At 69.9% G+C, this 25,248-nt stretch carries 21 protein-coding genes; 16 read left to right on the top strand and 5 right to left on the bottom strand.

Annotated elements, in window-relative coordinates; all coding sequences use genetic code 11:
- The first annotated feature begins 14 nt into the window (after nt 1–14).
- The 9 genes from ACODT0_RS22665 to ACODT0_RS22625 all read left to right on the top strand — a co-directional run bounded on the left by ACODT0_RS22665 (nt 15) and on the right by ACODT0_RS22625 (nt 10,247).
- Nucleotides 15–773 carry an enoyl-CoA hydratase/isomerase family protein gene (locus ACODT0_RS22665; protein WP_296736128.1) on the top strand — a complete coding sequence of 253 codons (759 nt, stop codon included), beginning with the start codon at nt 15–17 and terminating at the stop codon, nt 771–773.
- 14 nt (nt 774–787) lie between these two features.
- Nucleotides 788–1,474: an HAD family hydrolase gene (locus tag ACODT0_RS22660; protein ID WP_203207648.1), complete on the top strand. Its 687-nt coding sequence runs from the start codon at nt 788–790 to the stop codon at nt 1,472–1,474.
- Between the two features lie 33 nt (nt 1,475–1,507).
- Entirely contained in the window at nt 1,508–2,638 is a 1,131-nt protein-coding gene (locus ACODT0_RS22655) for a branched-chain amino acid ABC transporter substrate-binding protein (RefSeq protein ID WP_489042312.1), read from the top strand.
- Between the two features lie 124 nt (nt 2,639–2,762).
- Entirely contained in the window at nt 2,763–4,520 is a 1,758-nt protein-coding gene (locus ACODT0_RS22650) for a sigma-54 interaction domain-containing protein (protein WP_489042311.1), read from the top strand.
- Between the two features lie 121 nt (nt 4,521–4,641).
- Nucleotides 4,642–5,496, top strand: coding sequence for an HTD2 family dehydratase (locus ACODT0_RS22645; RefSeq protein WP_296736139.1), 855 nt, complete (start codon nt 4,642–4,644; stop codon nt 5,494–5,496).
- Nucleotides 5,497–5,518: 22 nt separating this feature from the next.
- Nucleotides 5,519–6,682, top strand: coding sequence for an acyl-CoA dehydrogenase family protein (locus ACODT0_RS22640; RefSeq protein ID WP_489042310.1), 1,164 nt, complete (start codon nt 5,519–5,521; stop codon nt 6,680–6,682).
- A 5-nt stretch (nt 6,683–6,687) separates the two neighbouring features.
- The gene (locus ACODT0_RS22635) at nt 6,688–7,884 is read left to right on the top strand and encodes a CaiB/BaiF CoA transferase family protein (protein ID WP_296736144.1); all 1,197 of its coding nucleotides are present in this window, start codon (nt 6,688–6,690) and stop codon (nt 7,882–7,884) included.
- 13 nt (nt 7,885–7,897) lie between these two features.
- Nucleotides 7,898–9,274 (top strand): MmgE/PrpD family protein, encoded by a 1,377-nt coding sequence (locus tag ACODT0_RS22630; RefSeq protein ID WP_296736147.1) that lies wholly within the window; start codon nt 7,898–7,900, stop codon nt 9,272–9,274.
- 46 nt (nt 9,275–9,320) lie between these two features.
- On the top strand, nt 9,321–10,247 hold the full coding sequence (locus ACODT0_RS22625; RefSeq protein WP_296736150.1) for a LysR family transcriptional regulator: 927 nt from the start codon (nt 9,321–9,323) through the stop codon (nt 10,245–10,247).
- 50 nt (nt 10,248–10,297) lie between these two features.
- On the opposite strand, the gene ACODT0_RS22620 is transcribed toward ACODT0_RS22625, so the two are convergent.
- Nucleotides 10,298–11,140, bottom strand: a complete 843-nt coding sequence (locus tag ACODT0_RS22620) for an HpcH/HpaI aldolase/citrate lyase family protein (RefSeq protein WP_489042309.1) — start codon at nt 11,138–11,140, stop codon at nt 10,298–10,300.
- A 252-nt stretch (nt 11,141–11,392) separates the two neighbouring features.
- On the opposite strand from ACODT0_RS22620, the gene ACODT0_RS22615 reads away from it, so the two are divergent.
- The 7 genes from ACODT0_RS22615 (at nt 11,393) to ACODT0_RS22585 (ending at nt 18,224) form a co-directional block, all read left to right on the top strand.
- A complete protein-coding gene (locus ACODT0_RS22615; protein WP_296736173.1) occupies nt 11,393–12,682 on the top strand; it encodes an aspartate aminotransferase type Ic in 1,290 nt (429 codons plus the stop codon).
- 36 nt (nt 12,683–12,718) lie between these two features.
- Nucleotides 12,719–13,639, top strand: a complete 921-nt coding sequence (locus ACODT0_RS22610; protein ID WP_296736177.1) for an amino acid ABC transporter substrate-binding protein — start codon at nt 12,719–12,721, stop codon at nt 13,637–13,639.
- A 117-nt stretch (nt 13,640–13,756) separates the two neighbouring features.
- A complete protein-coding gene (locus ACODT0_RS22605; RefSeq protein WP_422099307.1) occupies nt 13,757–15,235 on the top strand; it encodes an aldehyde dehydrogenase in 1,479 nt (492 codons plus the stop codon).
- A 45-nt stretch (nt 15,236–15,280) separates the two neighbouring features.
- On the top strand, nt 15,281–15,799 hold the full coding sequence (locus ACODT0_RS22600) for a thiamine pyrophosphate-binding protein (RefSeq protein ID WP_296742232.1): 519 nt from the start codon (nt 15,281–15,283) through the stop codon (nt 15,797–15,799).
- 8 nt (nt 15,800–15,807) lie between these two features.
- Nucleotides 15,808–16,413: a thiamine pyrophosphate-dependent enzyme gene (locus tag ACODT0_RS22595; protein ID WP_296742234.1), complete on the top strand. Its 606-nt coding sequence runs from the start codon at nt 15,808–15,810 to the stop codon at nt 16,411–16,413.
- Between the two features lie 22 nt (nt 16,414–16,435).
- Nucleotides 16,436–17,128, top strand: a complete 693-nt coding sequence (gene can / locus ACODT0_RS22590; protein WP_489042308.1) for a carbonate dehydratase — start codon at nt 16,436–16,438, stop codon at nt 17,126–17,128.
- Between the two features lie 91 nt (nt 17,129–17,219).
- Nucleotides 17,220–18,224 (top strand): Bug family tripartite tricarboxylate transporter substrate binding protein, encoded by a 1,005-nt coding sequence (locus ACODT0_RS22585; RefSeq protein ID WP_296742240.1) that lies wholly within the window; start codon nt 17,220–17,222, stop codon nt 18,222–18,224.
- A gap of 158 nt (nt 18,225–18,382) precedes the next feature.
- On the opposite strand, the gene ACODT0_RS22580 is transcribed toward ACODT0_RS22585, so the two are convergent.
- From ACODT0_RS22580 to ACODT0_RS22565, 4 genes are all read right to left on the bottom strand, one after another.
- The gene (locus ACODT0_RS22580; protein ID WP_489042307.1) at nt 18,383–20,230 is read right to left on the bottom strand and encodes a tannase/feruloyl esterase family alpha/beta hydrolase; all 1,848 of its coding nucleotides are present in this window, start codon (nt 20,228–20,230) and stop codon (nt 18,383–18,385) included.
- Nucleotides 20,231–20,424: 194 nt separating this feature from the next.
- The gene (locus tag ACODT0_RS22575; RefSeq protein ID WP_296742245.1) at nt 20,425–21,069 is read right to left on the bottom strand and encodes a Rossmann-fold NAD(P)-binding domain-containing protein; all 645 of its coding nucleotides are present in this window, start codon (nt 21,067–21,069) and stop codon (nt 20,425–20,427) included.
- Between the two features lie 45 nt (nt 21,070–21,114).
- Complete coding sequence (locus ACODT0_RS22570; RefSeq protein WP_296742249.1) at nt 21,115–24,135, bottom strand: bifunctional diguanylate cyclase/phosphodiesterase; 3,021 nt, start codon at nt 24,133–24,135, stop codon at nt 21,115–21,117.
- Nucleotides 24,132–25,193 (bottom strand): TRAP transporter substrate-binding protein, encoded by a 1,062-nt coding sequence (locus ACODT0_RS22565; RefSeq protein WP_261214669.1) that lies wholly within the window; start codon nt 25,191–25,193, stop codon nt 24,132–24,134. Before ACODT0_RS22565 ends, ACODT0_RS22570 begins: the two co-directional genes overlap by 4 nt.
- Nucleotides 25,194–25,248: the final 55 nt, after the last annotated feature.

Raw genomic sequence — 25,248 nt, 5'->3', positions numbered from 1 at the left:
AAGGAATTTTCGCCATGGACTACGTCACCCTCGAAACCAGCGACGGCATCGCGCACGTGCGGCTGCAGCGGCCCGAGCGACTCAACGCCATCAGCGCCGTGGTGCTCGACGACCTGCACGAGGCGCTGCGCGAGGCGCAGTCCTCGGCCGACGTGCGCGCGATCGTGTTCTCGGGCGCGGGCCGGGCCTTCTGCGCCGGCGACGACCTCAAGGAGTTCGGCGAGCAGACGCGCACGCCGGCCTCGATCCGCCATCACATCGAGCGCATCCAGACCATCACGCGCGACCTGATGTTCGGCGGCAAGCCAGTGATCGGCGCGATCCACGGCTTCGCGGTCGGCGGCGGCTTCGAATGGCTGCTGAACTGCGACCTGGTGGTGGCCTCCGAGGACCTGGTGTGCTTCTTCCCGGAGATGGACTGGGGCCAGTTCGTGACCGGCGGCGTGACCTGGCTGCTGCCGCAGGCCGTGGGCCACCAGCGCGCGATGGAGCTCTGGCTGCTGGGCGAGCGCCAGTCGGCCGCCGACCTGCTGCGGCTGGGGCTCGCGAACTGGGTGGTGCCGCCCGAGCGCGTGCTGGCGCGCGCCTTCGAGGTGGCGGCGGTGGTGGCTTCGAAGTCGCGGGGCTCGGTGTCGCGGCTCAAGCGCGTGGTGACGATGCAGGCGCAGTCGAACCTCGCGGTGGCGCTCGAGCTCGAGCAGGAGGCCACCGTGGCCGCCTTCGCCACGCCCGACGCCGCCGAGCGCGTGCTGAAGTTCGGGCGTCGCGCCTGAACGGGGAGACCGCGATGAACGTCCGGGCCATCACCTTCGACTACTTCGGAACCCTGGTCGACGTCGACCGCGGCGGCATGGCCGGCATCGAGGCCGTGCTGGCCGAAGCCGGCCTGCGCACCGAGCGGCCGCTGTTCGAGCTCTACCTCGACTGGGACATCCGCAACGTGCAGCGCTACCGCGGCGGGCGCTGGCGCCCCTATCGCCAGGTGGCGCGCGAGGCGCTGCGCGAGACGCTCGAGGCCATCGAGCCCGGCGTCACGGCGCGGCTCGACATCGACCTGCTCAACGAGCTCTACCTCGGCCACCTGGTCGAGTCGGCGCCGCCGCATCCCGAGGTCGAGGCCATCCTGCAACGGCTGGCCGAGCGCTTTCCGCTGATGCCCATCACCAACATGGACAGCGACCTGTGGCAGCGCAGCCAGCTCGTGCGTTTCTTCGACCAGGTCACCACGGCCGAGATGGCACGGGCCTACAAGCCTTCGGAATCGATTTTCAGGCTCGCGCTCGACCGCCTCGCGGTACCGGCGGAGTCGGTGCTGCATTGCTCGCTGGCGAGCTGGGCCGACATCGACGGCGCCAAGCCGCTGGGCATGCAGGTGGCCTGGATCAACCGCGGCGCCGAGCGGCTGAGCGTCTGGCAGCCGCGGCCCGACCACGAGTTCCCCACCCTCGAGGGCGTGCTCGCCCTCCTGGACTAGTCGGTTTCTTCCATTCACTTCGAGGTACAGAACATGCGCCGTTTCCTGCTTCTTGCTGCTTCCCTGGGCCTGTGGGCCTCCCTCCTGCCCGCCAGCGCGCAGGACCTGGTCGTCAAGATCGGCCATGCCGGCCCGCTCAGCGGTCCGCAGGCCAACGCGGGCCGCGACAACGAACGCGGCGTGAAGCTTGCCATCGCCGATCTCAACGCGCAGGACTTCCGCATCGGCGGCAAGCGCGCGCGCTTCGAGTTGGTCTCGGAGGACGACCAGGGCGATCCGCGCACCGGCACCCAGGTGGCGCAGAAGATGGTCGACACCGGCGTGCGCGCGGTCATCGGGCACTACAACTCGGGCGTCTCGATTCCCGCTTCGCGCATCTACAGCCAGGAGGACATCCCGATGATCACCGGCGCGTCCTCGAACCCACAGCTCACGCGCCAGGGCTTCGCGAGCACCTTCCGGCTCGCTGCCAACGACAACGTGATGGGCGCGGCCATGGCCGAGTTCGCCGCCTCGCGCGGCCTGCGAAAGGTGGCGGTGATCGACGACCGCACCGCCTACGGCACCGGCGTGGCCGACATCTTCGTGCAGACCGCCAAGGGCCTGGGCCTCGAGGTGGTGGGGCGCGAGTTCACCAACGACAAGGCCACCGACTTCACCGCCATCCTGACCAAGTTCAAGGGGCTCGCGCCCGAGGCGGTGTTCCTCGGCGGATACTACGCGCAGGGCGCGGGCGTCGCGCGCCAGATGCGCCAGCTCGACATCAACGCGCTGCTGCTCGGCGGCGACGGCATCTGCACGGCCGAGGTGGTGCCGCTGGGCGGCAAGCTGCTCGAGGGCCGCTACTTCTGCGCGCAGAGCGGGCGCCCGCTCGACAGCCTGCCGGGCGGCCCGGCCTTCCGCGAGCGCTTCACCAAGACCTTCGACGCGCCGATCGACGCCTATGCGCCGGCCTTCTACGTGGCGACGCTGGTGGTCGCGCGCGCGATGCAGCAGGCCGGCAGCGACGAGCCGAAGAAGGTCACGGCCGCGCTGAAGACGCTGAAGATGGATTCGATGCTCGGCCCGGTGCAGTTCGACGCCACCGGCGAGTGGCTCAAGGCGCCGGTCACGGCCTACCAGATCGCCGGCGGCAAGCTGGTGCCGGTCGAGCGCAAGCAATGAGCGCGCGTGTGCCGAGGGATGGCGCCAGCGTTCCGCCGCCCGCGCTTCCTTGGCAGAATCGGCGCGACCGGTCGGCCGCGGCGTCCTCGCCGCGCGCGCCGGGCTGACGAGGACAAGGAACGCGATGACGCCGATGCTCGACGAGGTCTGGAACGTGCTGGTCGAGCGGGCGGTCGCCCAGGGCCACGGCGCGCTGCTGTTCGGCGCGGGTCGCGTGCCGCGGCGCGCCTGGACCGCGCCCGGCATCGAGGCCTCGGTTCTGGTGGCCGCGCTGTCGGCTGAGGGCGTCGCGGGGGCTCCCTGCCTGCCGGTGGCGCAGCCGCGGGGCTTCGAGTGCCTGCACCTGCGCGCCGCCGACTCGAAGACCGGCGAAGCGCTGTTCGTGGCGCTGCTCGCGCGGCCGGACAGCGCCGACCTCGGCGACGAACTGCGCCTGCTGGCCCACCTGTGGGCCGCCGCGCATTCGGCCGAGCTGGTGGCCGAGCAGCAGGGCGCGCTGCTGCAGGAGCAGTCCGCGATCGTCGAGCACATCACCGACGGCCTGCTGGTGGTCGACCGCGACCTGATGGTCAAGCACATGAATGCCGCGGCCGGCCGCATCCTGAGCCTGCATCCGCGCGAGAGCATTGGCAAGCCCTTCGGCTCGCTGCTCGATTTCGCGCCGATCATCCAGCCGCTGCTGGAAACCGGCGAGGGCTACATCGACCGCGAGCTGATCATCGACTCGCCGCAGCGGCACCTGCACCTGGTCGACACCGCGGTGCCGATCAAGAACGCGGCGGGCCAGGTGGTGTCGATCGTGAATTCGTTTCGCGAGATCCAGCGCGCCCGCCGCATGGCCGACCGCATCGCGGGCAACCATGCGCGCTACAGCTTCGACGACGTGGTGGGCACGGCGCCGCCGTTGGTGGCGGCCGTCGAGGCCGCGCGCAAGGCCGCGCGCGGTTTCGCCAACGTGCTGCTGATCGGCCAGAGCGGCGTCGGCAAGGAGGTCTTCGCCCAGGCCATCCACAACGCCAGCGCGCGCGCCGCGGGGCCATTCATCGCGATCAACTGCGCCGCGCTGCCGCGCGACCTGATCGAGAGCGAGCTGTTCGGCTATGCGCCCGGCAGCTTCACCGGCGCCACGCGCGAGGGCCGGCCCGGCAAGTTCGAGGCGGCCAGCAGCGGCACCATCTTCCTGGACGAGATCTCCGAGCTGCCGATCGACGTGCAGGCCAAGCTGCTGCGCGTGCTGCAGGAGCGCGAGGTGGTGCGCGTGGGCGACACGCGCAGCATCCCGATCGACGTGCGCGTGATCTCGGCCAGCAACCGCGACCTGCAGGCCATGATCGAGCGGCGCGAGTTCCGCGAAGACCTCTACTACCGCTGCCACGTGATCGGGATCGAGCTGCCCTCGCTGCGCGAGCGGCCCGAGGACGTGCCCGTGCTGGTGCACCACTTCCTGCGCAAGTACGCGCAGCTGCTGCGCAAGAACGTGTTCCGCGTCTCGCCGGCCCTGATGCAGCGGCTGGTCGCGCATCCGTGGCCCGGCAACGTGCGCGAGCTCGAGAACACCGTCGAGCGGCTGGTGAACATGACCGATGCCGAGACCGCCTGCGTCGACGACCTGCCCGCGTGGTTCTCCGGCGGCCAGAAACCCGACGCCGTGCCGCCGCCGCCGGTGCGCCCGGCCTCCGAGGTGCGCACGCTCGAGGAGGTCGAGAAGGAGGCGATCGCGAATGCGCTGCGTGCCTGCGGCTTCAACGTGACCGAGACCGCGCGCCGGCTCGGCATCGCGAAGCCCACGCTCTACGCCAAGATCCGCGGCTATGGGCTGCGGCTGCAGCGCGGCGGGCGTGGTGCCTTCGATGCCGAGGAGGCGCGGCCGGCCGGCCACTGACCCGATGTCAGGGCGCGAAGACGCCCGGCACCGGGTGGTAGCCGGCGCGTTGAAGGCTCAACAAGACGCACTTTGCGAATCCCAAATTGCGCGTTTCGCCGGATCGGGCAATGCTGCGGTCATGACCACCGAGACCTCCGTCGATCTCCGGACCTGGATCGGCCGCACCGAGCGCAGGGGCGACGACGTGGGCGCTGCGCCCCTGTCGGCGCTGGCCGCCACGTTCAACCGGGACGACCTCGCCTTCAACCTGGGCAGCGACGTGCCCCCGCTGTGGCACTGGCTGCATTTCATCCCGCTGGCGCGCCAGGACCAGATCGGCGCCGACGGCCATCCGCTGCGCGGCGGCTTCCTGCCGCCGATCGCACTGCCGCGCCGCATGTGGGCCGGCGGCGAGCTGCAGTTCCACCATCCGCTGCAGGTGGGCGACGAGATCGTGCGCCAGTCGCGCATCCTCGACGTGGATGCCAAGGACGGCAAGAGCGGGCCGCTGGTCTTCGTCAAGGTGCGCCACGAGATCTCGAATGCGAGGGGCATCGCCATCACCGAGCAGCAGGACATCGTCTACCGCGGCATGCCGGTCGCGGGCGCGCCTGCCCCGGCGGAAAAAAAGGCGGCCACGGACGAGGACTACCGCGAGACCGTCGTGCCCGATCCGGTGCTGCTGTTCCGCTATTCCGCGCTGACCTTCAACGGCCACCGCATCCACTACGACCGGCCCTACGCCACCGAGGTGGAGGGCTATCCGGGCCTGGTGGTCCACGGCCCGATGGTGGCCACGCTGCTGTTGGGGCTCGCGAGCCGCCAGCTGCCGCGGCGCCGCGTGCGCGGCTTCGCCTTCCGCGCCGTGCATCCCCTGTTCGACACCGCCGCCTTCGAGCTGTGCGGCAAGGCCGAGGCCGACGGTTCGCAGAAACTGTGGGCACGCAACCATGACGGCGCGCTGGCGATGGAAGCCCGCGCCAGTTTTTTCTAACCAGCAAGCAAGCAGCGATCCAATGACGAAGAACGCCGTCGACAAGTACCAAGACATCCGCGATGCCGTGCGCGCACTCTGCGCCGAGTTTCCCGACGAATACCACCGCAAGATCGACGAGCAGCGCGCCTATCCCGAGGCCTTCGTCGATGCGCTGACCAAGGCGGGCTGGCTCGCGGCGCTGATCCCCGCCGAGTACGGCGGCTCTGGCCTGGGCCTGACCGAGGCCTCGGTGATCATGGAGGAGATCAACCGCTCGGGCGGCAACTCCGGCGCCTGCCACGGACAGATGTACAACATGGGCACGCTGCTGCGCCACGGCTCCGAGCAGCAGAAGCAGCTCTACCTGCCCAAGATCGCCTCGGGCGAATGGCGCCTGCAGTCGATGGGCGTGACCGAGCCCACGACCGGCACCGACACCACCAAGATCAAGACCACGGCCGTGAAGAAGGGCGACCGCTACGTCATCAACGGCCAGAAGGTCTGGATCTCGCGCGTGCAGCACTCCGACTGGATGATCCTGCTGGCACGCACCACGCCGCTGGCCGAGGTCAGGAAGAAGTCCGAGGGCATGTCGATCTTCCTGGTCGACCTGCGCGCGGCCGAGAAGAGCGGGATGACGGTGCGGCCGATCCCGAACATGGTGAACCACGAGACCAACGAGCTGTTCTTCGAGAACCTCAAGATCCCGGCCGAGAACCTGATCGGCGAGGAAGGCCAGGGCTTCAAGTACATCCTCGACGGCCTGAATGCCGAGCGCACGCTGATCGCGGCCGAGTGCATCGGCGACGGCTACTGGTTCATCGACCGCGTGACCAAGTATGTCAACGAGCGCGTGGTGTTCGGCCGCCCGATCGGCCAGAACCAGGGCGTGCAGTTCCCGATCGCCGACGCCTACATCGAGGTCGAGGCCGCCAACCTCATGCGCTTCAAGGCCTGCGAGCTGTTCGATGCGCACCAGCCCTGCGGCGCGCAGGCCAACATGGCGAAGTACCTGGCGGCCAAGGCGAGCTGGGAAGCGGCCAACACCTGCCTGCAGTTTCATGGCGGCTTCGGCTTCGCGAACGAATACGACATCGAGCGCAAGTTCCGCGAGACGCGCCTCTACCAGGTCGCGCCGATCTCCACCAACCTGATCTACGCGTACGTCGCGGAGCACCTGCTCGGCCTGCCGCGTTCCTTCTGAGCGCCATGGCACGAACTTCCGGCAGGCGCCCGCTCGAAGGCATCACCGTCGTCACGCTCGAGCACGCGGTCGCGGCGCCCTTCGCCACGCGCCAGCTCGCGGACATGGGTGCGCGGGTCATCAAGATCGAGCGCCCGGGCGTCGGCGACTTCGCGCGCGCCTACGACCGGCGCGTGCGCGGCGAGGCCTCCTATTTCGTCTGGATCAACCGGTCCAAGGAAAGCATCACCCTCGACGTCAAGCATCCCGAGGCGCGACAGGTGCTCGCCAGGCTGCTGGGCCAGGCCGACGTGCTGGTGCAGAACCTGGCGCCTGGCGCCGCGGCGCGGCTCGGCCTGTCCGAGGAAGCGCTGCGCCCCACGCACAAGCGCCTGATCGTCTGCGACATCTCGGGCTACGGCAGCTCGGGACCGTTCCGCGACAAGAAGGCCTACGACCTGCTGATCCAGGCCGAGGCCGGCCTGCTGTCGGTGACCGGCTCGCCCGAGGAGATGGCGCGCGCCGGCATCTCGGTGGCCGACATCGCCGCCGGCATGTATGCCTACAGCGCGGTGCTGGCGGCACTGATCCAGCGCGGCATCACCGGCGAGGGCAGCCACATCGACGTGTCGATGCTCGAGTGCCTCGCCGAATGGATGGGCAACCCGCTCTACTACGGCTTCGAGGGTCAGGCGCAGGCCGCGCGCGCGGGCGCCAGCCATCCGAGCATCTATCCCTACGGCCCCTTCACGGCGGGCGACGGCAAGACCGTGCTGTTCGGCCTGCAGAACGAGCGCGAGTGGAAGGCCTTCTGCGAACAGGTGCTCGCGCACCCGGAGCTGGCCACCGACGAACGCTTCGACGCCAACGCCAAGCGCAGCGCCCACCGGGTGGAACTCAAGCAGCGCATCGAGTCGCTGCTGCAGCCGCTGACGGCGGCCCAGTGCATCGCGCGCCTCGACGCCGCCAACATCGGCAACGCCAGCGTCAACGGCATCGCGGACGTCTGGGCCCATCCCCAGCTGCGCGCTCGCGAGCGCTGGCTCGAGGTGGGTTCGCCCGTCGGGCCGATCTTGGCGCTGAAGCCGCCGGCCGACAACGACCGCTTCGCGCCGCGCATGGACCCGGTTCCTGCGCTGGGCGAGCACACCGACGCCATCCTGCAAGCGCTGGGCTATGGCCCCGAAGAGATCGCGCGCCTGCGCGACAGCCAGATCCTCTGAAAGAACATTCGACATGACCACCTCGAGCACCCCCGAGTCCATCCTGGCCAGCTTTGCCGCCGACCTGAAGGCCGAAGACATTCCGCCGGCGGTGCTGCGCCGCGCCGAGGACCTGCTCCTCGACTGGGTCGGCTCGGCACTGGCCGGCAAGGGCGCGCGCCCGGTCGAGAGCATCACGCGCTTCGCGTCCGCCATGGGCGCGGGCGACGGCCGCAGCGAGATCCTGATCCACCGCACGCGTTCCAGCCCCCTGATGGCCGCGATGGCGAATGCTGCGGCTTCGCATTTCGCCGAGCAGGACGACGTGCACAACGGCTCCGTGTTCCATCCGGCCGCCGTGGTGTTCCCGGTGGCGCTCGCGATCTCCCAGGCGCATGGCCTCAGCGGCGCGCAGTTGCTGACCGCGGCGGTTGCCGGCTACGAGGTCGGCATCCGCGTCGGCGAGTTCCTGGGCCGCTCGCACTACAAGATCTTCCACACCACCGGCACCGCGGGTGCCGTGGCCGCCGCGGTGACGGCCGGCCACCTGCTGGCGCTCACGCCCGACCAGATGCTGCATGCGATCGGTTCCGCGGGCACCCAGGCCTCGGGCCTGTGGGAGTTCCTGCGCGACGCCGCCGATTCGAAGCAGCTGCACACGGCGCATGCGGCCGGCGCCGGCCTCACGGCGGCCTACCTGGCCAAGGACGACTTCACGGGCGCGCGGCGCATCCTGACCGGCGCGCAGGGCATGGCCGCGGGCATGTCGAGCGATGCCGATCCGGCCCGGCTCACGGACGGCCTCGGCACGCGCTGGGCGCTGGCCGAGACCTCGTTCAAGTTCCACGCTTCGTGTCGCCACACGCATCCCGCGGCCGATGCGCTGCAGCAGATCCTGCAGCGCCACCAGCTCGCGGCCGGCGACGTGAAGGCGGTGACGGCGCAGGTGCACCAGGCGGCCATCGATGTCCTCGGCCCGGTCACCGATCCGCAGACCGTGCACCAGTCGAAGTTCTCGATGGGCACCGTGCTCGGCCTGGTGGCTGTGCATGGCCGCGCGGGCCTGTCGGAATTCGACGGGCACTTCAAGGACGCCGCGGTCTCGGCCTTCCACGACAAGGTGAGCATGGTTCTCGATGCCGAGGTGGACCGGGCCTATCCGGCGCGATGGATCGGCAAGGTGCATGTTGATACCATCGACGGCCGCCGCCTCGAGGGCCGCGTCGACGAACCCAAGGGCGATCCCGGCAACACCCTCGAGCGCCATGAACTGGAAGAGAAGGCGACGCGCCTGGCGCTCTACCGCCACGGCGCCACGGCCGCCGAGATGCAGAGCGTCATCGGCTGGGCCTGGTCGCTGATGTCGGTGGCGCGCGTCGGCATCCTGCTGGAGCCGGTCGATTCCCGATGAGCTCGCGGGCCGGGGCGGCGGGCGAGCGGCAAAGTCGGAAAGCAAGATGATCCACTTCGATCTGGTAGACCTGCGGCTGTTCCTGGCCATCGCCGAGGCCAACAGCCTCACGCGCGGCGCCGAGGCCACGTTCATGTCGGTCTCGGCGGCGAGCATCCGCGTCAAGAACCTCGAGGAAAGCGTGGGCACCAAGCTGCTGTACCGCAGCAGCCAGGGCGTGACCCTCTCGCCGCCGGGTCAGGCGCTGGCCTATCACGCGCGCCTGGTGGTCGGCCAGCTCGAGCACCTGCGCAACGACCTGCAGGAGTACGCGAGCGGCATCAAGGGCCATCTGCGCGTGTTCGCGAGCACGACGGCCATCACCGATTTCCTGCCGGCCGTGATGAGCCGTTACCTCATCACCCATCCCGACGTGAACGTCGACCTGCGCGAGCGCGGCAGCGGCGACATCGTGCGCGCGGTGTCCGACGGGCACACCGACATCGGCATCGTCTCGGGGCGCGTGCGCACCGAGGGGCTCGAGGTCGTGCCCTATCGCGAGGACCGGCTGGTGCTGGTGGTGCCCGACGGCCATGCGCTCGCGGTCCGCTCGCCGGTGCCCTTCGCCGAGACCCTCGAGTACGAGCACGTGGTGCTCAACGAGGGCACGGCCATCCATTCGTTCCTGAACCAGATCGCCCGCGACATGAACCGCGTGCTCAAGCCGCGCATCCAGGTCGGCAACTTCGAGGCCTGCTGCAAGATGACCGAATCGAACGTCGGCATCAGCATCATGCCGGGCACCTCGGCCGAGCGTTACCGGCAGTACATGGCCGTCCAGGTCGTCCAGCTCGAGGACGACTGGGCGCTGCGCAACCTGCAGATCTGCTTTCGCAGCCTCGAAGCCTTGCCGGGCTTCGCGCGCGACCTGGTCGAGCTGCTGAAGGCCGATGCGCTGTCGGCCACGCGGTCCTCGGGCGGCGAGGCCGATTGATTTTCAGCCCCCCGGGCTTGAGCAGCGCGCAAGCACCGGGTCGGTCTTGTTCATGACTGCGCCGCTGCCGCGCCGGCCAGTCGCAACGCACGTTCGCCTGCTTCCTGCACGATCGCCTGGGCACGCATCATGACGGGGCGGTCCACCATCCTGCCGTCCACTGCGATGGCAGCGCCCGCCGAACGCGCGGCCGCCTCGAGCACGCGGCGTGCCCAGGCGAGTTCCTCGGCGGTGGCACAGAAGGCCGAGTTCACCACGCCCACCTGCTTCGGATGGATGCACAGCTTGGCGCCGAAGCCGAGCCGCCGCGAACGCAGCGTGTCGGCCGCGAGCGCGGCCTGGTCGTCAATGGAAGTGCTGACGCCGTCGATCGGCGCGCCCAGCCGGGCCAGGCGCGAGGCCATCACCAGCTGCGCGCGGTAGGGCAGCAGTTCGAGCTCGTCGCCCGAGATGCCCAGGTCGAGCTGGAAGTCGATCGATCCGAACACCAGCCGCTGCACGCCCTGCGCCCGCGCGATGGTGTGGACGTTGTGCAGCCCGGCCGCGGTCTCGATCATCGGAAACACCGCCGTGCCCGCGCCGATGCACGACACGCTGAAGACCTCGTCGATGCGCTCCGTCTTGGGCAGCATGATGCCCGCGACACCGGGCAGCCGGGCCAGCGCTAGGTCGTCCTTGAACCAGGGCGTGTCGGCCGCGTTGATGCGGACGATCACGCGATGGTGGGCCGCCAGCCAGGCGGCCACGGAATGGCGCGCCTCGGTCTTGTTCTCGGGAGGCACCGCGTCCTCGAGGTCGATGACGACGGCATCGGCGCCGCAGGCCAGCGCCTTGTCGAAGCGGTCGGGACGGTTCGCGGGCACGAAGAGGAAGGAGCGTTGGGGCAGTGTCATGGTTTCGCCAGTGAGTTCGCCCTGAAGAATGCCCACCGCGCGCGGGCCGCGCAATTTGCGCTTCCACAAGCCGCCATTTCGCGTGGCCAAACACCGGCCGGATGAGCAGGCCCTGTTCGACATCGACCCCGCACCGCTCCTGCCTTGAGGGCTCGCGAAGTGCCCGTTTGCGAATCTCAAATAGCGCGCGGCGCACGGATCCAGGAAGCTCCGCGCGCCGGCATGCAACGCCGTGCGCAACACCACGGACCCATGAACGAACTGATCCACGCTTCACCGGCGGCACTCGACACCTTGCATCGACAGTGGGCGCAGGCCCATGAAGCGCTCTGCGCGAATCCGCTGAAGCTCAGCATGGCGCGCGGCGTGCCGTCGGCCGAACAGGTCGCGCTGTCCGAAGGTTTGCTGGCGCTGCCCGGCACGCAGGACTTCCTCGCCGAGGACGGCACCGACTGCCGCAACTACATGGGCCTGCAGGGCCTGCCCGAAGCGCGCCGGCTGTTCGCCTTCATGCTCGGCGTGCCGCCCGAGCAGGTGGTCGCCGGCGGCAACTCGAGCCTGTCGATGATGTACGACTGCGTCTCGCACGCCTGGCGCGCCGGCGTGCCCGGCGGCAGCGAGCCATGGCATGCCGTGCCCTCGGGCGTCGCCTTCCTCTGCCCGGTGCCCGGCTACGACCGCCACTTCGCGATCTGCGAGGCCTTCGGCATCCGCCTGATCCCGGTGCCGCTGCACGACGACGGGCCCGACATGGAGGCGGTGCGCGCCCATGTGCAGGACCCGTCGGTGCGCGGCATGTGGTGCGTGCCCAAGTACAGCAACCCGACCGGCGCCGTGTATTCGGATGCGGTCGTCGAGGCGCTCGCGTCCATGCCCACGGCCGCGCCGGACTTCCGCCTGTTCTGGGATAACGCCTACGGCCTGCACCACCTCGGCGTGGAGGAGGTGCAGATCGCGAACATCGCCGAGCGCTGCGCGGCGCACGGCCATGCGAACCGGCCGCTGGTGTTCGCCTCCACCTCGAAGATCACCTTCGCCGGTGCCGGCGTAGCGCTGTTCGGCGCCTCGCCCGAGAACCTGCGCTGGTGGCTCGGCCATGCGGCGGTGCGCAGCGTGGGTCCCGACAAGCTCAACCAGCTGCGCCATGTGCGCTTCCTGCGCGATCGCGTGGGCCTCGAGATGCTGATGCTGCGCCACCGCGCCCTGCTGGCGCCGCGCTTCGACCGCGTGCTGGATGTGTTCGAGCGCGAACTGGGCCCGCTGGGCATCGCGCAATGGACGCGCCCGCGCGGCGGCTACTTCATCGCGCTCGACGTGCAGCCGGGCACGGCCCGCCGCGTGGTCGAGCTCGCGGGCCGCGCGGGGGTCACGCTCACGCCGGCCGGCGCGCCGTTCCCGGGCGGCATCGATCCGTTGGACCGCACGCTGCGCATCGCGCCGTCCTCGCCGTCGATCGAGCAGCTGGGCCGCGCCGCCGAAGTGGTCGCGCTGTGCGTGCGGCTGGCTGCCGCCGAACAGCTGGTGGCGGCGCGCGCTGCCTGAACTCCCTTTTTTCCCATCCTCCGCTGGAGCTCCCGCATGAAGAAGAAACAAGCATCGATCCTGGCCGTCTCCGCGTTGGCGGCATCGGCCGCGCTGACCGCCGGCAGCGCGCTCGCGCAGGCCAACGACACCCTCGCCAAGGTCAAGGCCTCGGGCGCCATCACCGAGGGCGTGCGCGAGTCCTCGGGCCTGGCCTACACGCTGGGCAACGGCCAGTACACGGGCTTTCACTTCGACGTCTGTGCCAACATCATCAAGGACCTCGAGAAGTCGCTCGGCCGCAAGCTCGAGGTCAAGTACCAGCCCGTGACCTCGCAGAACCGCATTCCGCTGGTGCAGAACGGCACCGTCGACCTCGAGTGCGGCTCGACCACCAACAACGCCGCGCGGCAGAAGGACGTGGCCTTCGGCGTGACCACCTACATCGAGGAGACCAAGATCCTCGTGAAGGCGAATTCGAGCATCCATGCGCTCGCGGACCTCAAGGGCAAGACGGTCGTCACCACCACCGGCACCACGCCGCTGCAGACCCTGCGCAAGCAGAAGCGCGCCGAGAACCTGAGCTTCTCCGAGGTCTACGGTAAGGACCATTCCGACAGCTTCCTGCTGCTCGAATCCGACCGCGCCGATGCCTTCGTGCTCGACGCCTCGGTGCTGGCCTCGCTGGCGGCGAAGTCGAAGTCGCCGAAGGACTTCAGGCTGCTGCCCGACGTGCTGGCCGTCGAGCCCATCGCGATCATGATCCGCAAGGACGACCCCGCGTTCAAGGCCGCGGTGGACGAGAGCATCAAGGCCCAGGCCAGGTCGGGCGAGCTCGCCAGGCTCTACGACAAGTGGTTCCTGAAGCCGATCCCGCCCGTGGGCGTGACCATCAACCTGCCGCTGGGCGAAGCCACGAAGAACGCCTGGGCCAATCCGAGCGACAAGCCGGCGGAAGCCTACGTGGCCAAGGAATAGGCCCGCGCAACCGTCCCATGCCCTGTTCGTCGCGCCGCCTTGATCACTCCTGAAGTGCCTGTTTGCGAATCGCAAATGGCGCCGCGCGCATCGATGTAGGAAGCTTCGTCCACCGATATGAAACGCTACTCACACTGGATCGACGGACAGGAAGCCGCCCCTCTCGGCGGTACCTGGTTCGAAACACACAACCCCTACACCGGCGAGGCCTGGGCCGAGATCGCCTCGGGCAGCGCGGCCGACGTGGACGCCGCCGTGCAGGCGGCGCACCGGGCCTTCACCGAGGGCCCCTGGGCCAGGCTCACGGCCACCGAGCGCGGTGCGCTGCTGCGCCGCGTCGGCGACCTGATCGCCCGCGATGCGCGCCGGCTGGCCGAGATCGAGGTGCGCGACAACGGCAAGCTGCTGGCCGAGATGCTGGGGCAGCTCGACTACATCCCGCAGTGGTTCTACTACTTCGGCGGCCTGGCCGACAAGGTCGAAGGGCGCGTGATGCCGCTCGACAAGCCGGGCTACTTCAACTTCACGCGCCGCGAGCCGCTCGGCGTGGTGGCCGCCATCACGCCCTGGAACTCGCCGCTGCTGCTGGCCACTTGGAAGATCGCGCCCGCGCTCGCCGCGGGCTGCACGGTGGTCATCAAGCCCTCGGAGTTCACCTCGGCATCGAGCCTGGAATTCGCCCGGCTGTTCGAGGAGGCGGGCTTTCCCGCCGGCGTGATCAACGTGGTCACGGGCTTCGGCCGCGAGGTGGGCGCCACGCTCGTCGAGCATCCGCGGGTCGCGAAGATCACCTTCACCGGCGCCGACGCCACCGGCCGCGCCATCAACGAGGCGGCCGCGCGCCAGTTCAAGCACGTGAGCCTGGAGCTCGGCGGCAAGTCGCCCAACATCGTCTTCGCGGACGCGAACCTCGACGACGCCGTGAACGGCGCGGTCTCGGGCATCTTCGCGGCCACCGGCCAGACCTGCATCGCGGGCTCGCGCCTGCTGGTGCAGGACGCGGTGTACGACGAGGTGGTCGAGCGCCTGCTTGCACTGGCGCGCACCGCGCGCATGGGCGACCCGATGTCGATGGACACCCAGGTCGGCCCGGTGACCACGCGACCCCAGTACGACAAGGTGCTGAGCTACATCCGGATCGCGAAGGACGAGGGTGCCCGGCTGCTGCTCGGCGGCGGTCCCGCCACCGGCGAGGCCTGCGGCACCGGCTGGTTCGTGCAGCCGACGATCTTCGGCGACGTCGACAACGGCATGCGCATCGCGCAGGAAGAGGTCTTCGGCCCCGTGCTCTCGATCATCCGCTTCAAGGACGAGGACGACGCGGTGCGCATCGCCAACGACGTGCGCTTCGGGCTCGGCTCGGGCGTGTGGACGCGCGACATGGGCCGTGCGTTCCGGATGTCCGAGCGGTTGCAGGCCGGCATGGTGTGGATCAACACCTACCGCGCCGTGAGCTTCATGTCGCCGTTCGGCGGCTACAAGGATTCGGGCCTGGGCCGCGAGAACGGCATGGACGCGATCAACGAATACCTGCAGACCAAGAGCGTCTGGATCAACACCGGCGCGGCGACGGCCAATCCCTTCGTCATGCGCTGAGCATCGATCCCTTCTTTCCATCATTCACCACCTCCACTCACTCCCATGTCCACCATCGATTGGCCTCAGCAAATCTTCGAAGGCTTCAAGAACCTCGGCGTCCGGCAGGTCGCCTACGTCCCCGACGCGGGCCACAGCCAGCTGATCCGCATGTGCGAGGCGGACCCCGGGATCCACGCGGTCTCGCTCACCACCGAGGAGGAGGGCGTCGCGATGCTGGGCGGTGCCTGGCTCGGTGGCGACCGCGGCGTGCTGCTGCTGCAGTCCAGCGGCGTCGGCAACTGCATCAACATGCTGTCGCTGCAGCACGAGACGCGCATGCCGCTGTTCATGGTCGTGACGATGCGCGGCGAATGGGGCGAGTTCAACCCCTGGCAGGTCGCGATGGGCAAGTCGACGCAGGCGGTGCTCGAGGACTCGGGCGTCTACGTGTACCGCGCCGATTCGCCCGAGGAGGTTCCGCCCACCGTGCTCGCCGGCGCGAAGTTCGCCTACCAGACCGGGCGCAGCGTCGCGGTGCTGATCGGGCAGCGCGTCATCGGCACGAAGAATTTCAACAAGTGAGCATCGCCATGTCATCCACAGCAGAGAACCAAGCCGTCCTGAATCGCCGCGAAGTGGTGGCGCGCATCCTTCGCGACCGGGGCGAGGCGCTGGCCATCACCAGCCTGGGAAACCCGACCTTCGACGTGGCCGCCGCGGGCGACGGTCCGCAGAACTTCTACCTCTGGGGCGCGATGGGCGGCGCCGTGATGGTGGGCCTGGGTCTGGCCCGCGCGCAGCCGAAGAAGCGCGTCATCGTGTTCGTTGGCGACGGCGAGATGATGATGGGCCTGGGCTCGCTGGCGACCGCCGCGGTCGACCGCACCGAGAACCTCACGGTCGTCGTGATCGACAACGAGCACTACGCGGAGACCGGCATGCAGCCGGCCCATGCGGGCCGCGGCGTCGACATCACCGAGGTGGCCAAGGCCACGGGCTTCCCGCAGGCGCTGACGGTGCGCACGGCCGCGGAGCTCGAGGAGGCGGTCGACAGGATCCTCCACGGCCAGGGCCCGGTGCTCGCGACCATCAAGGTCACGACGGATCCCGCGCCGACGGCGCTGCCGCCGCGCGACGGCCCGTTCCTGCGCAGCCGCTTTCGCACCGCGCTGCTGGGTGCCGAAGCGCACGTCTGAGGCCCGCGGCCCCGCGCAGACCATGGACGCGCTGAGCAAGCTGCTGGCGAAGAACCGCGACTGGGCGAGCGAGGTCGAGACGAGCGAACCCGGCTTCTTCTCGTCGCTGCTGCGCCAGCAGGCACCCAAGTACCTGTGGATCGGATGCGCCGACAGCCGCGTGCCCGCCAACGAGCTCGTGGGCCTGCGGCCCGGTGAGCTCTTCGTGCACCGCAACGTCGCGAACGTGGTGGCGCATTCGGACCTCAACTGCCTCGCGGTCGTGCAGTACGCGGTCGACCTGCTGAAGGTCGAGCACGTGATCGTGGTGGGCCACTCGGGCTGCGGCGGCGTCGGCGCGGCGCTCCGGGGCCTGCGCATCGGCATCGCGGACGCATGGATCCGCCACGTGGCCGACGTGTTCGAGAAGCATGCCGCCTGGTTCGACGAGGTGCCCGAGGAACGGCGGCTGGACGCGCTGTGCGAGCTCAACGTGGTCGAGCAGACGCTCAACGTCTGCCGCACCGACGTGGTCCAGGACGCCTGGCGCCGCGGCCAGCCGCTGATGGTGCATGGCTGGGTTTACGGGCTGCACAACGGCTGGCTCAACGACCTGGAGATGACCGTGGCGCGCCCCGAGGACATCGAGCGCTTCCATGCGTGCGCGATCGCGTCGATCCGATCGCGCCACACGGCGCCGGCCCGCGTGCCGGAAGCCGCCGTCGAGACGAGCTGATCTTTCTGTTGCCGCGAGGACACCTTGCCGCCGGACCGCCGGCGGCCGGGGCGCGGCCGCCTGCCACACAACAACCAACCGGAGACATCACATGCACCCCATCCAGCGCACACCGAACACGAAGCGCCGCGGCCTCGCCGCGGCGAGCCTCCTGGGCCTCGCGCTCGCCTCCACCTTCGGCCTGCCGGCACGCGCCGACACCGACTACCCCGACAAGCCCGTGCGCCTGATCGTTCCCTTCCCGCCGGGCGGCGGCGGCGACAAGCTGGCGCGCGTGTTGGCGCCCACGCTCGGCGAGCTGCTCAAGACCAGCGTCATCATCGACAACCGCGCGGGCGCCAACGGCAACATCGCGCTGCAGGCGGTGGCGAAGTCCAGGGCCGACGGCTACACGCTCGGCCTCACGCTCACCGATCACATCGCGCTGAGTCCGTCGCTCTACGACAAGCTGCCCTTCGACCCGGTGAAGGACTTCCAGCCGATCGGGCTGATCGCCTCCACGCCCTATGTGTTCACGGTCGACGCGGCCAGCGGCGCGGCCCATCTCGGGGCCGCCATCGCGAAGGCGAAGAAGGACCCGGGCTCGGTGAGCATCGGCTATCCGACCGTGAGCCCGCTGCTGGCGACCGAGCTGCTGCAGAAGCAGTCGGGCGCGAAGTTCAACCTGATTCCCTACCGCGGCATCGCCCAGGGCATGCCCGACATGTTGGGCGGCCGGCTCGACGCCTGGGTCGGGACCAGCGTCACGATGCGCGGCTTCATCGAAGGCGGCAAGGTGCGCGGCATCGCCGTCACCTCGGCGCAGCGCTCGCCCGCGCTGCCGGGCGTGCCGACGATCGCGGAGAGCGGCTTCCCGGGCTTCGAGCTCGTGAGCTGGTACGGCATCGTGGCACCGGCCGGAACGCCGGCGGCGATCGTCGCGGTGCTGAACGCCAAGCTCAACGAGACGCTGCGCACGCCCGACGTGAAGGCCAAGCTCGAGGCCGATGGCGCGCTGATCCTCGGCGGCGCGCCCGAGCAGCTTTCGCGTGCCCTGCGCGCGGACATGGACCGGCTGGGCCCGCTGATCAAGGCCGCCGGCATCAAGCCCGAGTGACGCGCTGGGTGCAGTCCGCATGAACCCGGTCGACTTCATCGCCCATCTGCGGTCCGTGCTCGGGCCGACCCAGGTGCTCGGCGCCGACCTGGCGGCCCACGGCGGCTCGATCTCCGCAACCTGCTGACCCCGGGCGGCTGCTCGAACCGGACTGAACGCTACGAGCAGGTGTAGCTCGCGGCCGATCCCGCATCGCCGCTGGTGTAGGCGATCTTCTTCGGGTACACGCAGATCGGGCGGGTCTTCGGCGCCGCGCCGGGCGACTGCAGCGTCAGCGCCTCGGGCGCCTTGCCTTGTTCCACCCAGGCCGTCAGCGTGTCGTAGAACTGGGTCGGCGCGAAGTACGGAACCGCCGCGCCCGGGTTCGAGGTGCCGTTCGGGTCGCCGTGGCCGGCGCCCGGCACCAGGTAGAGCCGGTAGAAGCCCTGCACGTCGCTCAGTCCGCCCATCTTCGCGACGACGCTGTTGTAGTAGTTCACCGTGCCCTGCGGCATGATGAGTTCGTCCGCCAGGCCGTGCCAGGTCAGCAGCTTGCCGCCGCGGTTCCTGAACGCCGAGAGGTCCGGGTTGTCGGTGTTGATGTTCCCGAACTCCGCTTGTAGCGCGAGGCCGCGGTCGTAGGCATTGCTCAGTTGCGCGTAGCTCAGCTGCTTCCAGAGCGACTGGCCGTTGCCGGTCGCGTTCAGGAACGAGGGATCGCCGAGGGTGGAGTTCTGCAGCTCGAGCGCGACCTGGTCCGAGGCGATGGGGAAGGCGCCGTTCGGGCTTGCGAGGCCATTGAGGCCGAAGGCGGAGAACATCGCGCCATAGAGGGAAGTGCCGCGCGTCAGGCCGTACCAGCGCTGGTTGCCGGTGCCGAGCAGCGTGGAGGACGAGGCCGCGGACCAGCCGTTGTCCGCCGCGGGCGCCGGCGCCGAGCCGTCGGCCGTCATGCCGTACCAGATCTTGTTGATGGCCCGCGCCTGTGCCTTGCTCGCGCAGGCGGCGGTGGCGTTGCTGCCGCCATCGGCGGTGCAGAGCACGCTGGCGTCCGTCGTCGGGTCGTAGCTGCAGGACTGCGGATCGAGCACGTAGCCCAGATGCTGGCCGCCCACCAGGTCGCAGGCGGCGATGGCCGCGTTGGAGACCAGGTCCTGCTGGGCCTGCGTCGGTGCGACGCCGCCCAGGTCGCGCTGGAAGACGATCTGGGGATAGAGCTCCGCCGTGATGAAGCGGCTCCAGTGGATGGCCGGGTAGTTGGCGACGATGCCGTCGAAGTCGGCGGGATGGTTCTGCGCCAGGTTCAGGCCCTGGCGACCGCCCGTGGAGCCGCCGTCCCAATAGGCGTACTTGGGTGCCGCGCCGTAGTAGGCCGCGGCCAGCGCCTTCGTCTTGACGGCCTGCTCGTGGATGCCGCGGCTGGCGAAGTCGGTCCACAGCGTCTTGTTGATGGTGCCGTCCGGATTCATCGCGAACGAACCGCCGGCGGACGAGGCATGGCCGGTGTCCGTGGTCGAGGAGACCGCGCCTTCCTTGCCGGCGACGCCGGCCGCGTCGGTGCTGGCGATGGCGCTCGCGCTGCCCGCGGCGCCGCCCTGCCAGCCGCCGCCGCCCAGCGCGTGGACGCGCGAGTTCCAGGCCGCCTTCGCGGGCAGCCAGACCTCGATGCCGATGCCCGGCGAAGTCGAGGGCGCGTCCGCGGGGCCGGGGTTGCCGGGCCCGACATTGAGCTTGACCATGCAGACGTCGTTGGCGGCCAGCGGCGTCGCGCCGGTTGCCGTGCCGCCGAGGATGAGCGCGTCGCCCTTCTTGAAAGCCTTGACCGCCACCACGGTGGTCAGCGCATCGGGCTTGAAGTTCGCCTTGAGCGTGTCATCGCAGGCCAGCGGCGCGGCGCTCGCGGGAGGTGGCGGCGTGCCGGTGGCGATCGGCAGGAACGCGTTGTGGCTGCCGCTGCCGCCACCGCAGGCGGTGAGCAGAAGCGCCGCGAGCGCGGCCGGGAGCATCGATGGTGGGTTTGTTTTCATGGGTCTCCATCCAGGTGTATGCGTGCAATAAAGTGCATTCACGTAACTGTGACTGCCGGCACGCATGCAGTATTGAGCCTGTCTGGATGGGACGTCGCCGTACAGGTAAACCCTTCGATAGGGAATACGCCGTGCAATGGAAGTGAAATTCCGCGGCCGCGCCGCGACCCTGAAAACGCCCCCGGGACCGGGTGTTATTGAAAAATATATTGCATGTCTTCGGAGCGAATCCAATGACAGCCAGGCTTGGCGGCGACCGCCGCGCCGAGCAGCGCCGCGGCGATGGCCTGTGCCGGGTTGACGCGCCATCGCGCCGGCAGGACCGGCCCCAGGCGCCGCGCCAAGGTCAGCGCCATGCCTTCCGCGCGCCTTTCTTCATGGCGCTCGCCACCGATCAGGCTGGGCCTGCAGATCGTCAGCGAGCGGAATCCGATCGCGCGGATGTCCCGCTCCACTTCGCCCTTGGTGCGCGGGTAGAAGAAGAGGGAGCTGGCCGACGCGCCCATCGCCGTGACGATCGCGAAGGTGCCCACGCCGGCGGCGTGCGCGGCCCGGCCGAAGGCGAGGGGCAGCTCGTGGTCGACGTAGCGGAAGGCCTCTTTCGAACCGGCTTTCGCCTGCGTCGTGCCTAGCGCGCAGACCACGGCGTCGGGCCGTTGCGCGATGCAGGCCGGCACCAGCTCCTCGAGCTTCGAGGCGACCGGGTTGACCAGCCTGGCGTGGGCCGCGAGTGGCGTTCGCGTCGGCGCGATCACCTCGGAGAAGGCATCGTCCGAGAGCGCGAGCTGCAGTGCCCGACCGCCCACCAGACCCGTCGCACCCAACAGCAGCAGTTTCATGTCGATCGCCTCGCGCGGTTCACCGGGGGCCATTGTGCGGGCCGATCAGGCCTGCGCGTCGAGGTCGCGCTCGTAGGCTTCCAGCGCCTTGGGCTTGCCAAACAGGTAGCCCTGGTACAGGTGGCAGCCGTGGCGCTCGAGGAACTCGCGTTGCGCCTGCGTCTCCACGCCTTCGGCCACGATCTGCAGCTCGAGGTTGAGCGCCATGCCGATGATGGTCTGGATCACCAGCTCCACCTTCGGGTTCAGGCCGATGCCGTGCACGAAGTACTTGTCGACCTTGATCTGGTTGAGCGGCAACTGGATCATGTACGACAGCGACGAGAAGCCGGTGCCGAAGTCGTCCATCGAGAACTGGATGCCCATGCCGGCCAGGGTCTTCATCTTGGCGATGGTGTCGGCGACCTTGAACTGCAGCAGGCTCTCGGTCAGCTCGAGCTTGAGCTGGCGCGGATCGGCGCCGGTGCGCTCGAGCACGCGGGCGACCTGCTTGACGAAGTCGTCGGTGCGGAACTGCCGCGCGCTCACGTTGACCGACAGCTGCAGGTGCGCGCGCCGCGGGTCCTCGCTCCAGGCTGCGAGCTGGCGGCAGGCGGTCTCGAGCACCCACAGGCCCAGCGGGATGATGAGCCCGGTGTCCTCGGCCGCGGCGATGAATTCGCCGGGTGCCAGCAGGCCGCGCAGCGGATGCTGCCAGCGCACCAGCACCTCGGCGGCGACCACGCGATCCTCGCTCGTGACCTGGCTCTGGTAGTGCAGCACGAACTGCCGCTGCTCGACGGCCGCGTGCAGCTCGTTCTCGAGCGCCGCGCGCGCGGTGATGCTGGTCTGCATGCGGGTCTCGAAGAAACGCAGCGCGTTGCCGCCGGCGGTCTTGGCGTCGTACATCGCGATGTCGGCCTGCTTGATCACCTCGTCGAGCGAGGCATCGGCGGTGTCGAACAGCGCCACGCCGATGCTGCAGGTGCTGTGGTGCTGCTGGCTGCCGAGCTGGTAGGGCCGGTTGAGCTGCTCGAGGATGGCCGCGCCGATGGCCTCGGTCTCTGAGGTCGCGATCAGCCGCCGTTCGTGCAGCTCGGCCAGCATCACGACGAACTCGTCGCCGCCCAGCCGCGCCACGGTGTCGCCGCGGCGCAGGCAGGCGGTGAGGCGCTTGGCCACCTGCTTGAGCATCACGTCGCCGGTGTCGTGGCCGTGCGCGTCGTTCACGGTCTTGAAGTTGTCGAGGTCGAGGAACAGCAGCGCGCTCCAGCGCGAGCGCCCCGGCGCGGCATCGATGGCCTGCTTGATCCGGTCCACCAGCAGCCGCCGGTTGGGCAGGCCGGTGAGCGTGTCGTAGAAGGCCAGCTGCTCGACCTCGTCGGCCGCCCGCTTGCTCTCGGTGATGTTGCGCAGGATCACGATGAAGCGCGGATCGGCCTGCGCGCCGCTGGCCTTGCGCGAGACCGAGATCTCGAACCAGGCCTTGCTGCGCGCGTAGCGGCGCTCGAACTGGCGCCCGCTCGAGCGCCCGGTCTCGTTGGCTTCCTTGAGCGCCGCCATGACCTCCGCGCTCGCCTGCGGCGGCAGCAGCTCCTGCAGCCGCCGGCCGGCCGGCTGGTCGACCTGGATGCCCGGCAGCGGTACGCGCGGCGCATGGTGGCCGTGGCAGATGCCGTCGAGCCCGACCTCGAGCAGCAGGTCGGGCAGCGCCTCGAGCGTGGCCTGCAGCTGCGCCTTGCTCTCGACGATGGCGGCCATGTGGCGCCGTTTCTCGGTGATGTCCTGGTAGACGCAGACGGTGCCGCCGTCGGGCGTGCGGCTGCGCGTGGCCTGCGTGACCCGGCCGTCGTCGAACACCGCCTCCTGCTCGGAATGCTCGCGCGCGAGCTGCGGCATGTTCAGGTCGAGCCAGCCGCCCGGCCCGCCTTCGTGCACCACGTGCTTCGCGGTCTCGGCCACCAGCTCGCGAAACGGCACCTGCGGCGCGAGCAGCGGCCGCACCCACGGGAACATCGCGACGAAGCTGTGGTTCCAGGCCAGCACGCGGTCGTCGGCGTCGAGCAGCACGAAGCCGCCGATCATCGACTCGAGCGCCTGGTCGAGCGTGGCCTTGGAGCGGACCAGTTCCTGCCGCGCCTGCCATTGGCGCCGCAGCTGCAGGTGGGTGAAGGCCGCGATCGCGAGGATCATCGCGCCGACCAGGACGCCGGTCCATGCGATGCGGTCGCGCTCATGGCGCCAGTCGTGCAGCGCCGCGTCCAGCGGGATGCTCGCGACGATCAGCAGGTTGCGGTGCAGCGTGGGGCGCGCCACCAGGATCGCGGGCACGCCGCTCAGGCGCGCGGCCATCTGCACCGGGCGGCCGTCGCTGGTCTGCTCGCTCAGCGGTGGCTCGAGCTGCCGGCCGAGCAGGTCGTCGCGCGCCGGCACGCTCACCAGCAGCGAGCCCGCGTCGCGCTCGAGCGTGACCTCCAGGCCCGGGATGACGGCGCCCTGCATCGTCACCAGCGCCAGCAGCGAGATCTGCACCTCGGCCACGGCGAGGATGCGGCTGCCGTCGGCCAGCGGCACGGCGCGCGCGAAGAACACCACCTGCTGCAGCGTGGCGGGGCTCGAGATCGGCGCGCTCACCGCCATGGTCGACAGCGGCTGCGCCAGCACGTCGTGCGCGAAGCCCTCGGGCAGCGCCATCGGGATCTGGGCGCCGCGCCGGTCCGACGACGCGATGGGCACGCCCTGCGCATCGACGAAGGCGACGAAGCGCACCAGCAGGTTCTGCCGCACCAGGTTGCCGACCAGCCGCCGCACCTCGGGCCGGTTGGCATCCTCGGCGATGCGGTCGCGCGGGGATTCGCGCAACTGCTCGCCCGCGCCGGCGAGCATCATGTCGATGCTCAGCAGCGCGCGGTTGAGCGCCGCCTCCGAGCCGCCGACGAAGCGCGTCGCCTGGGTCTGCGCATTGGCGATGGCCTTGCCGCGCGCGTCCCAGATGATGCTGCTCGCCACGGCCGCCAGCGTGCCCAGCAGCAGCAGGGCCACGCCGTAGACCACGGCCACCACGCGGCGGGAGAAGCGCTGTGTCACCGGGCGAGCGGGGCGCGGATGCCGACCGCGGGGCCGACGGTGTCGTTCCAGACCTGCGCGCAGACCGGGCCGCAGCGCTGCAGCCAGCCGGGCAGCACGCGGGTCGCGAAGATCTCGCGCCGGCGCGCCTCGTCCTGGGGCGAGGGGGCGACCGCCGTCATCCGCCCCTTCACGGGCCGGGTGCAGCCGGCCGCGCCGGTGTTGCAGGCGATGCCCTCGGTGGTCTCGCGCTCGGACTGGTCCCAGACCGCGGCCTCGAGCTTCGGCAGTTCGGTGCGCAGCAGCGCCTGCAGGTCGGGCGGGAGCGCCTCGAGGTTCTCGCGGTTGGCCGCGAACACCGCCAGGCCCCAGCTCAGCGGCATGGTGTAGAGCGAACTCGTCACCGCGTGCAGGCCCAGCGTGTGGCCCGACATGGTGCCGGTGATCGCGCAGTCGGTGTTGCCGGTCGTCATGTTCGACATGATGGCCGCGAATTCGGTGTAGACGGGCGTTGCCCCGAGCGCGCGCATGAAATCGGCCTGCGTCGCGCTCGACACCCGCACGCGCCGGTTCGCGAGGTCGGCCAGCCGCGCCACGGGCCGCGCGCAGAACACGGCCTGCGCCGGATAGGTGTAGATCGCCAGCAGCTCCGCGCCGTAGCGCTCGCGCAGCGTGCGCGCCAGGTAGGGTCGGAAGGCGCCGACCACGCGGCGCAGCGTCGCGATGTCGGGATTGAGCCCGGCCATGTCGGGCGTGCCCAGCTCGGGGAACTGCACCGCCATCTGGCTCATGAGCGCGGTGCCGAAGGGCACCACGCCGAGCTGGATCAGGCTGAGCATCTCCTGGCCCGGCACGCCGGCGCGGTCGAAGGGCACGATGCTGGCGCTGTAGCGTCCGCCGGTTCGCGCGGCGAGCTCGCGGGCCCAGAAGTTCTCCTCGTGCCGCGTGTACTGGGTGACCCCGGCGAGGCCGCCGACGATGCGCAGGCGCTGTGCCGGCACCTGCTGCGGCTGTGCCTGCGCCTGGCAGGCGAACGACGCCGCGAGAAGGAGAAGGAGGGCGTGGAACAGTCGGGGCATCAGGCGGCACCGCTCCCGTCGGCCACGGGCGCGCCCGGCGCCGGGCGCGCCGGGT

The organism is Variovorax sp. FG153 (assembly GCF_057809595.1).
Note: the sequence above shows the minus strand (reverse complement) of the source record. Positions and strands in the feature narration are given on the sequence as shown.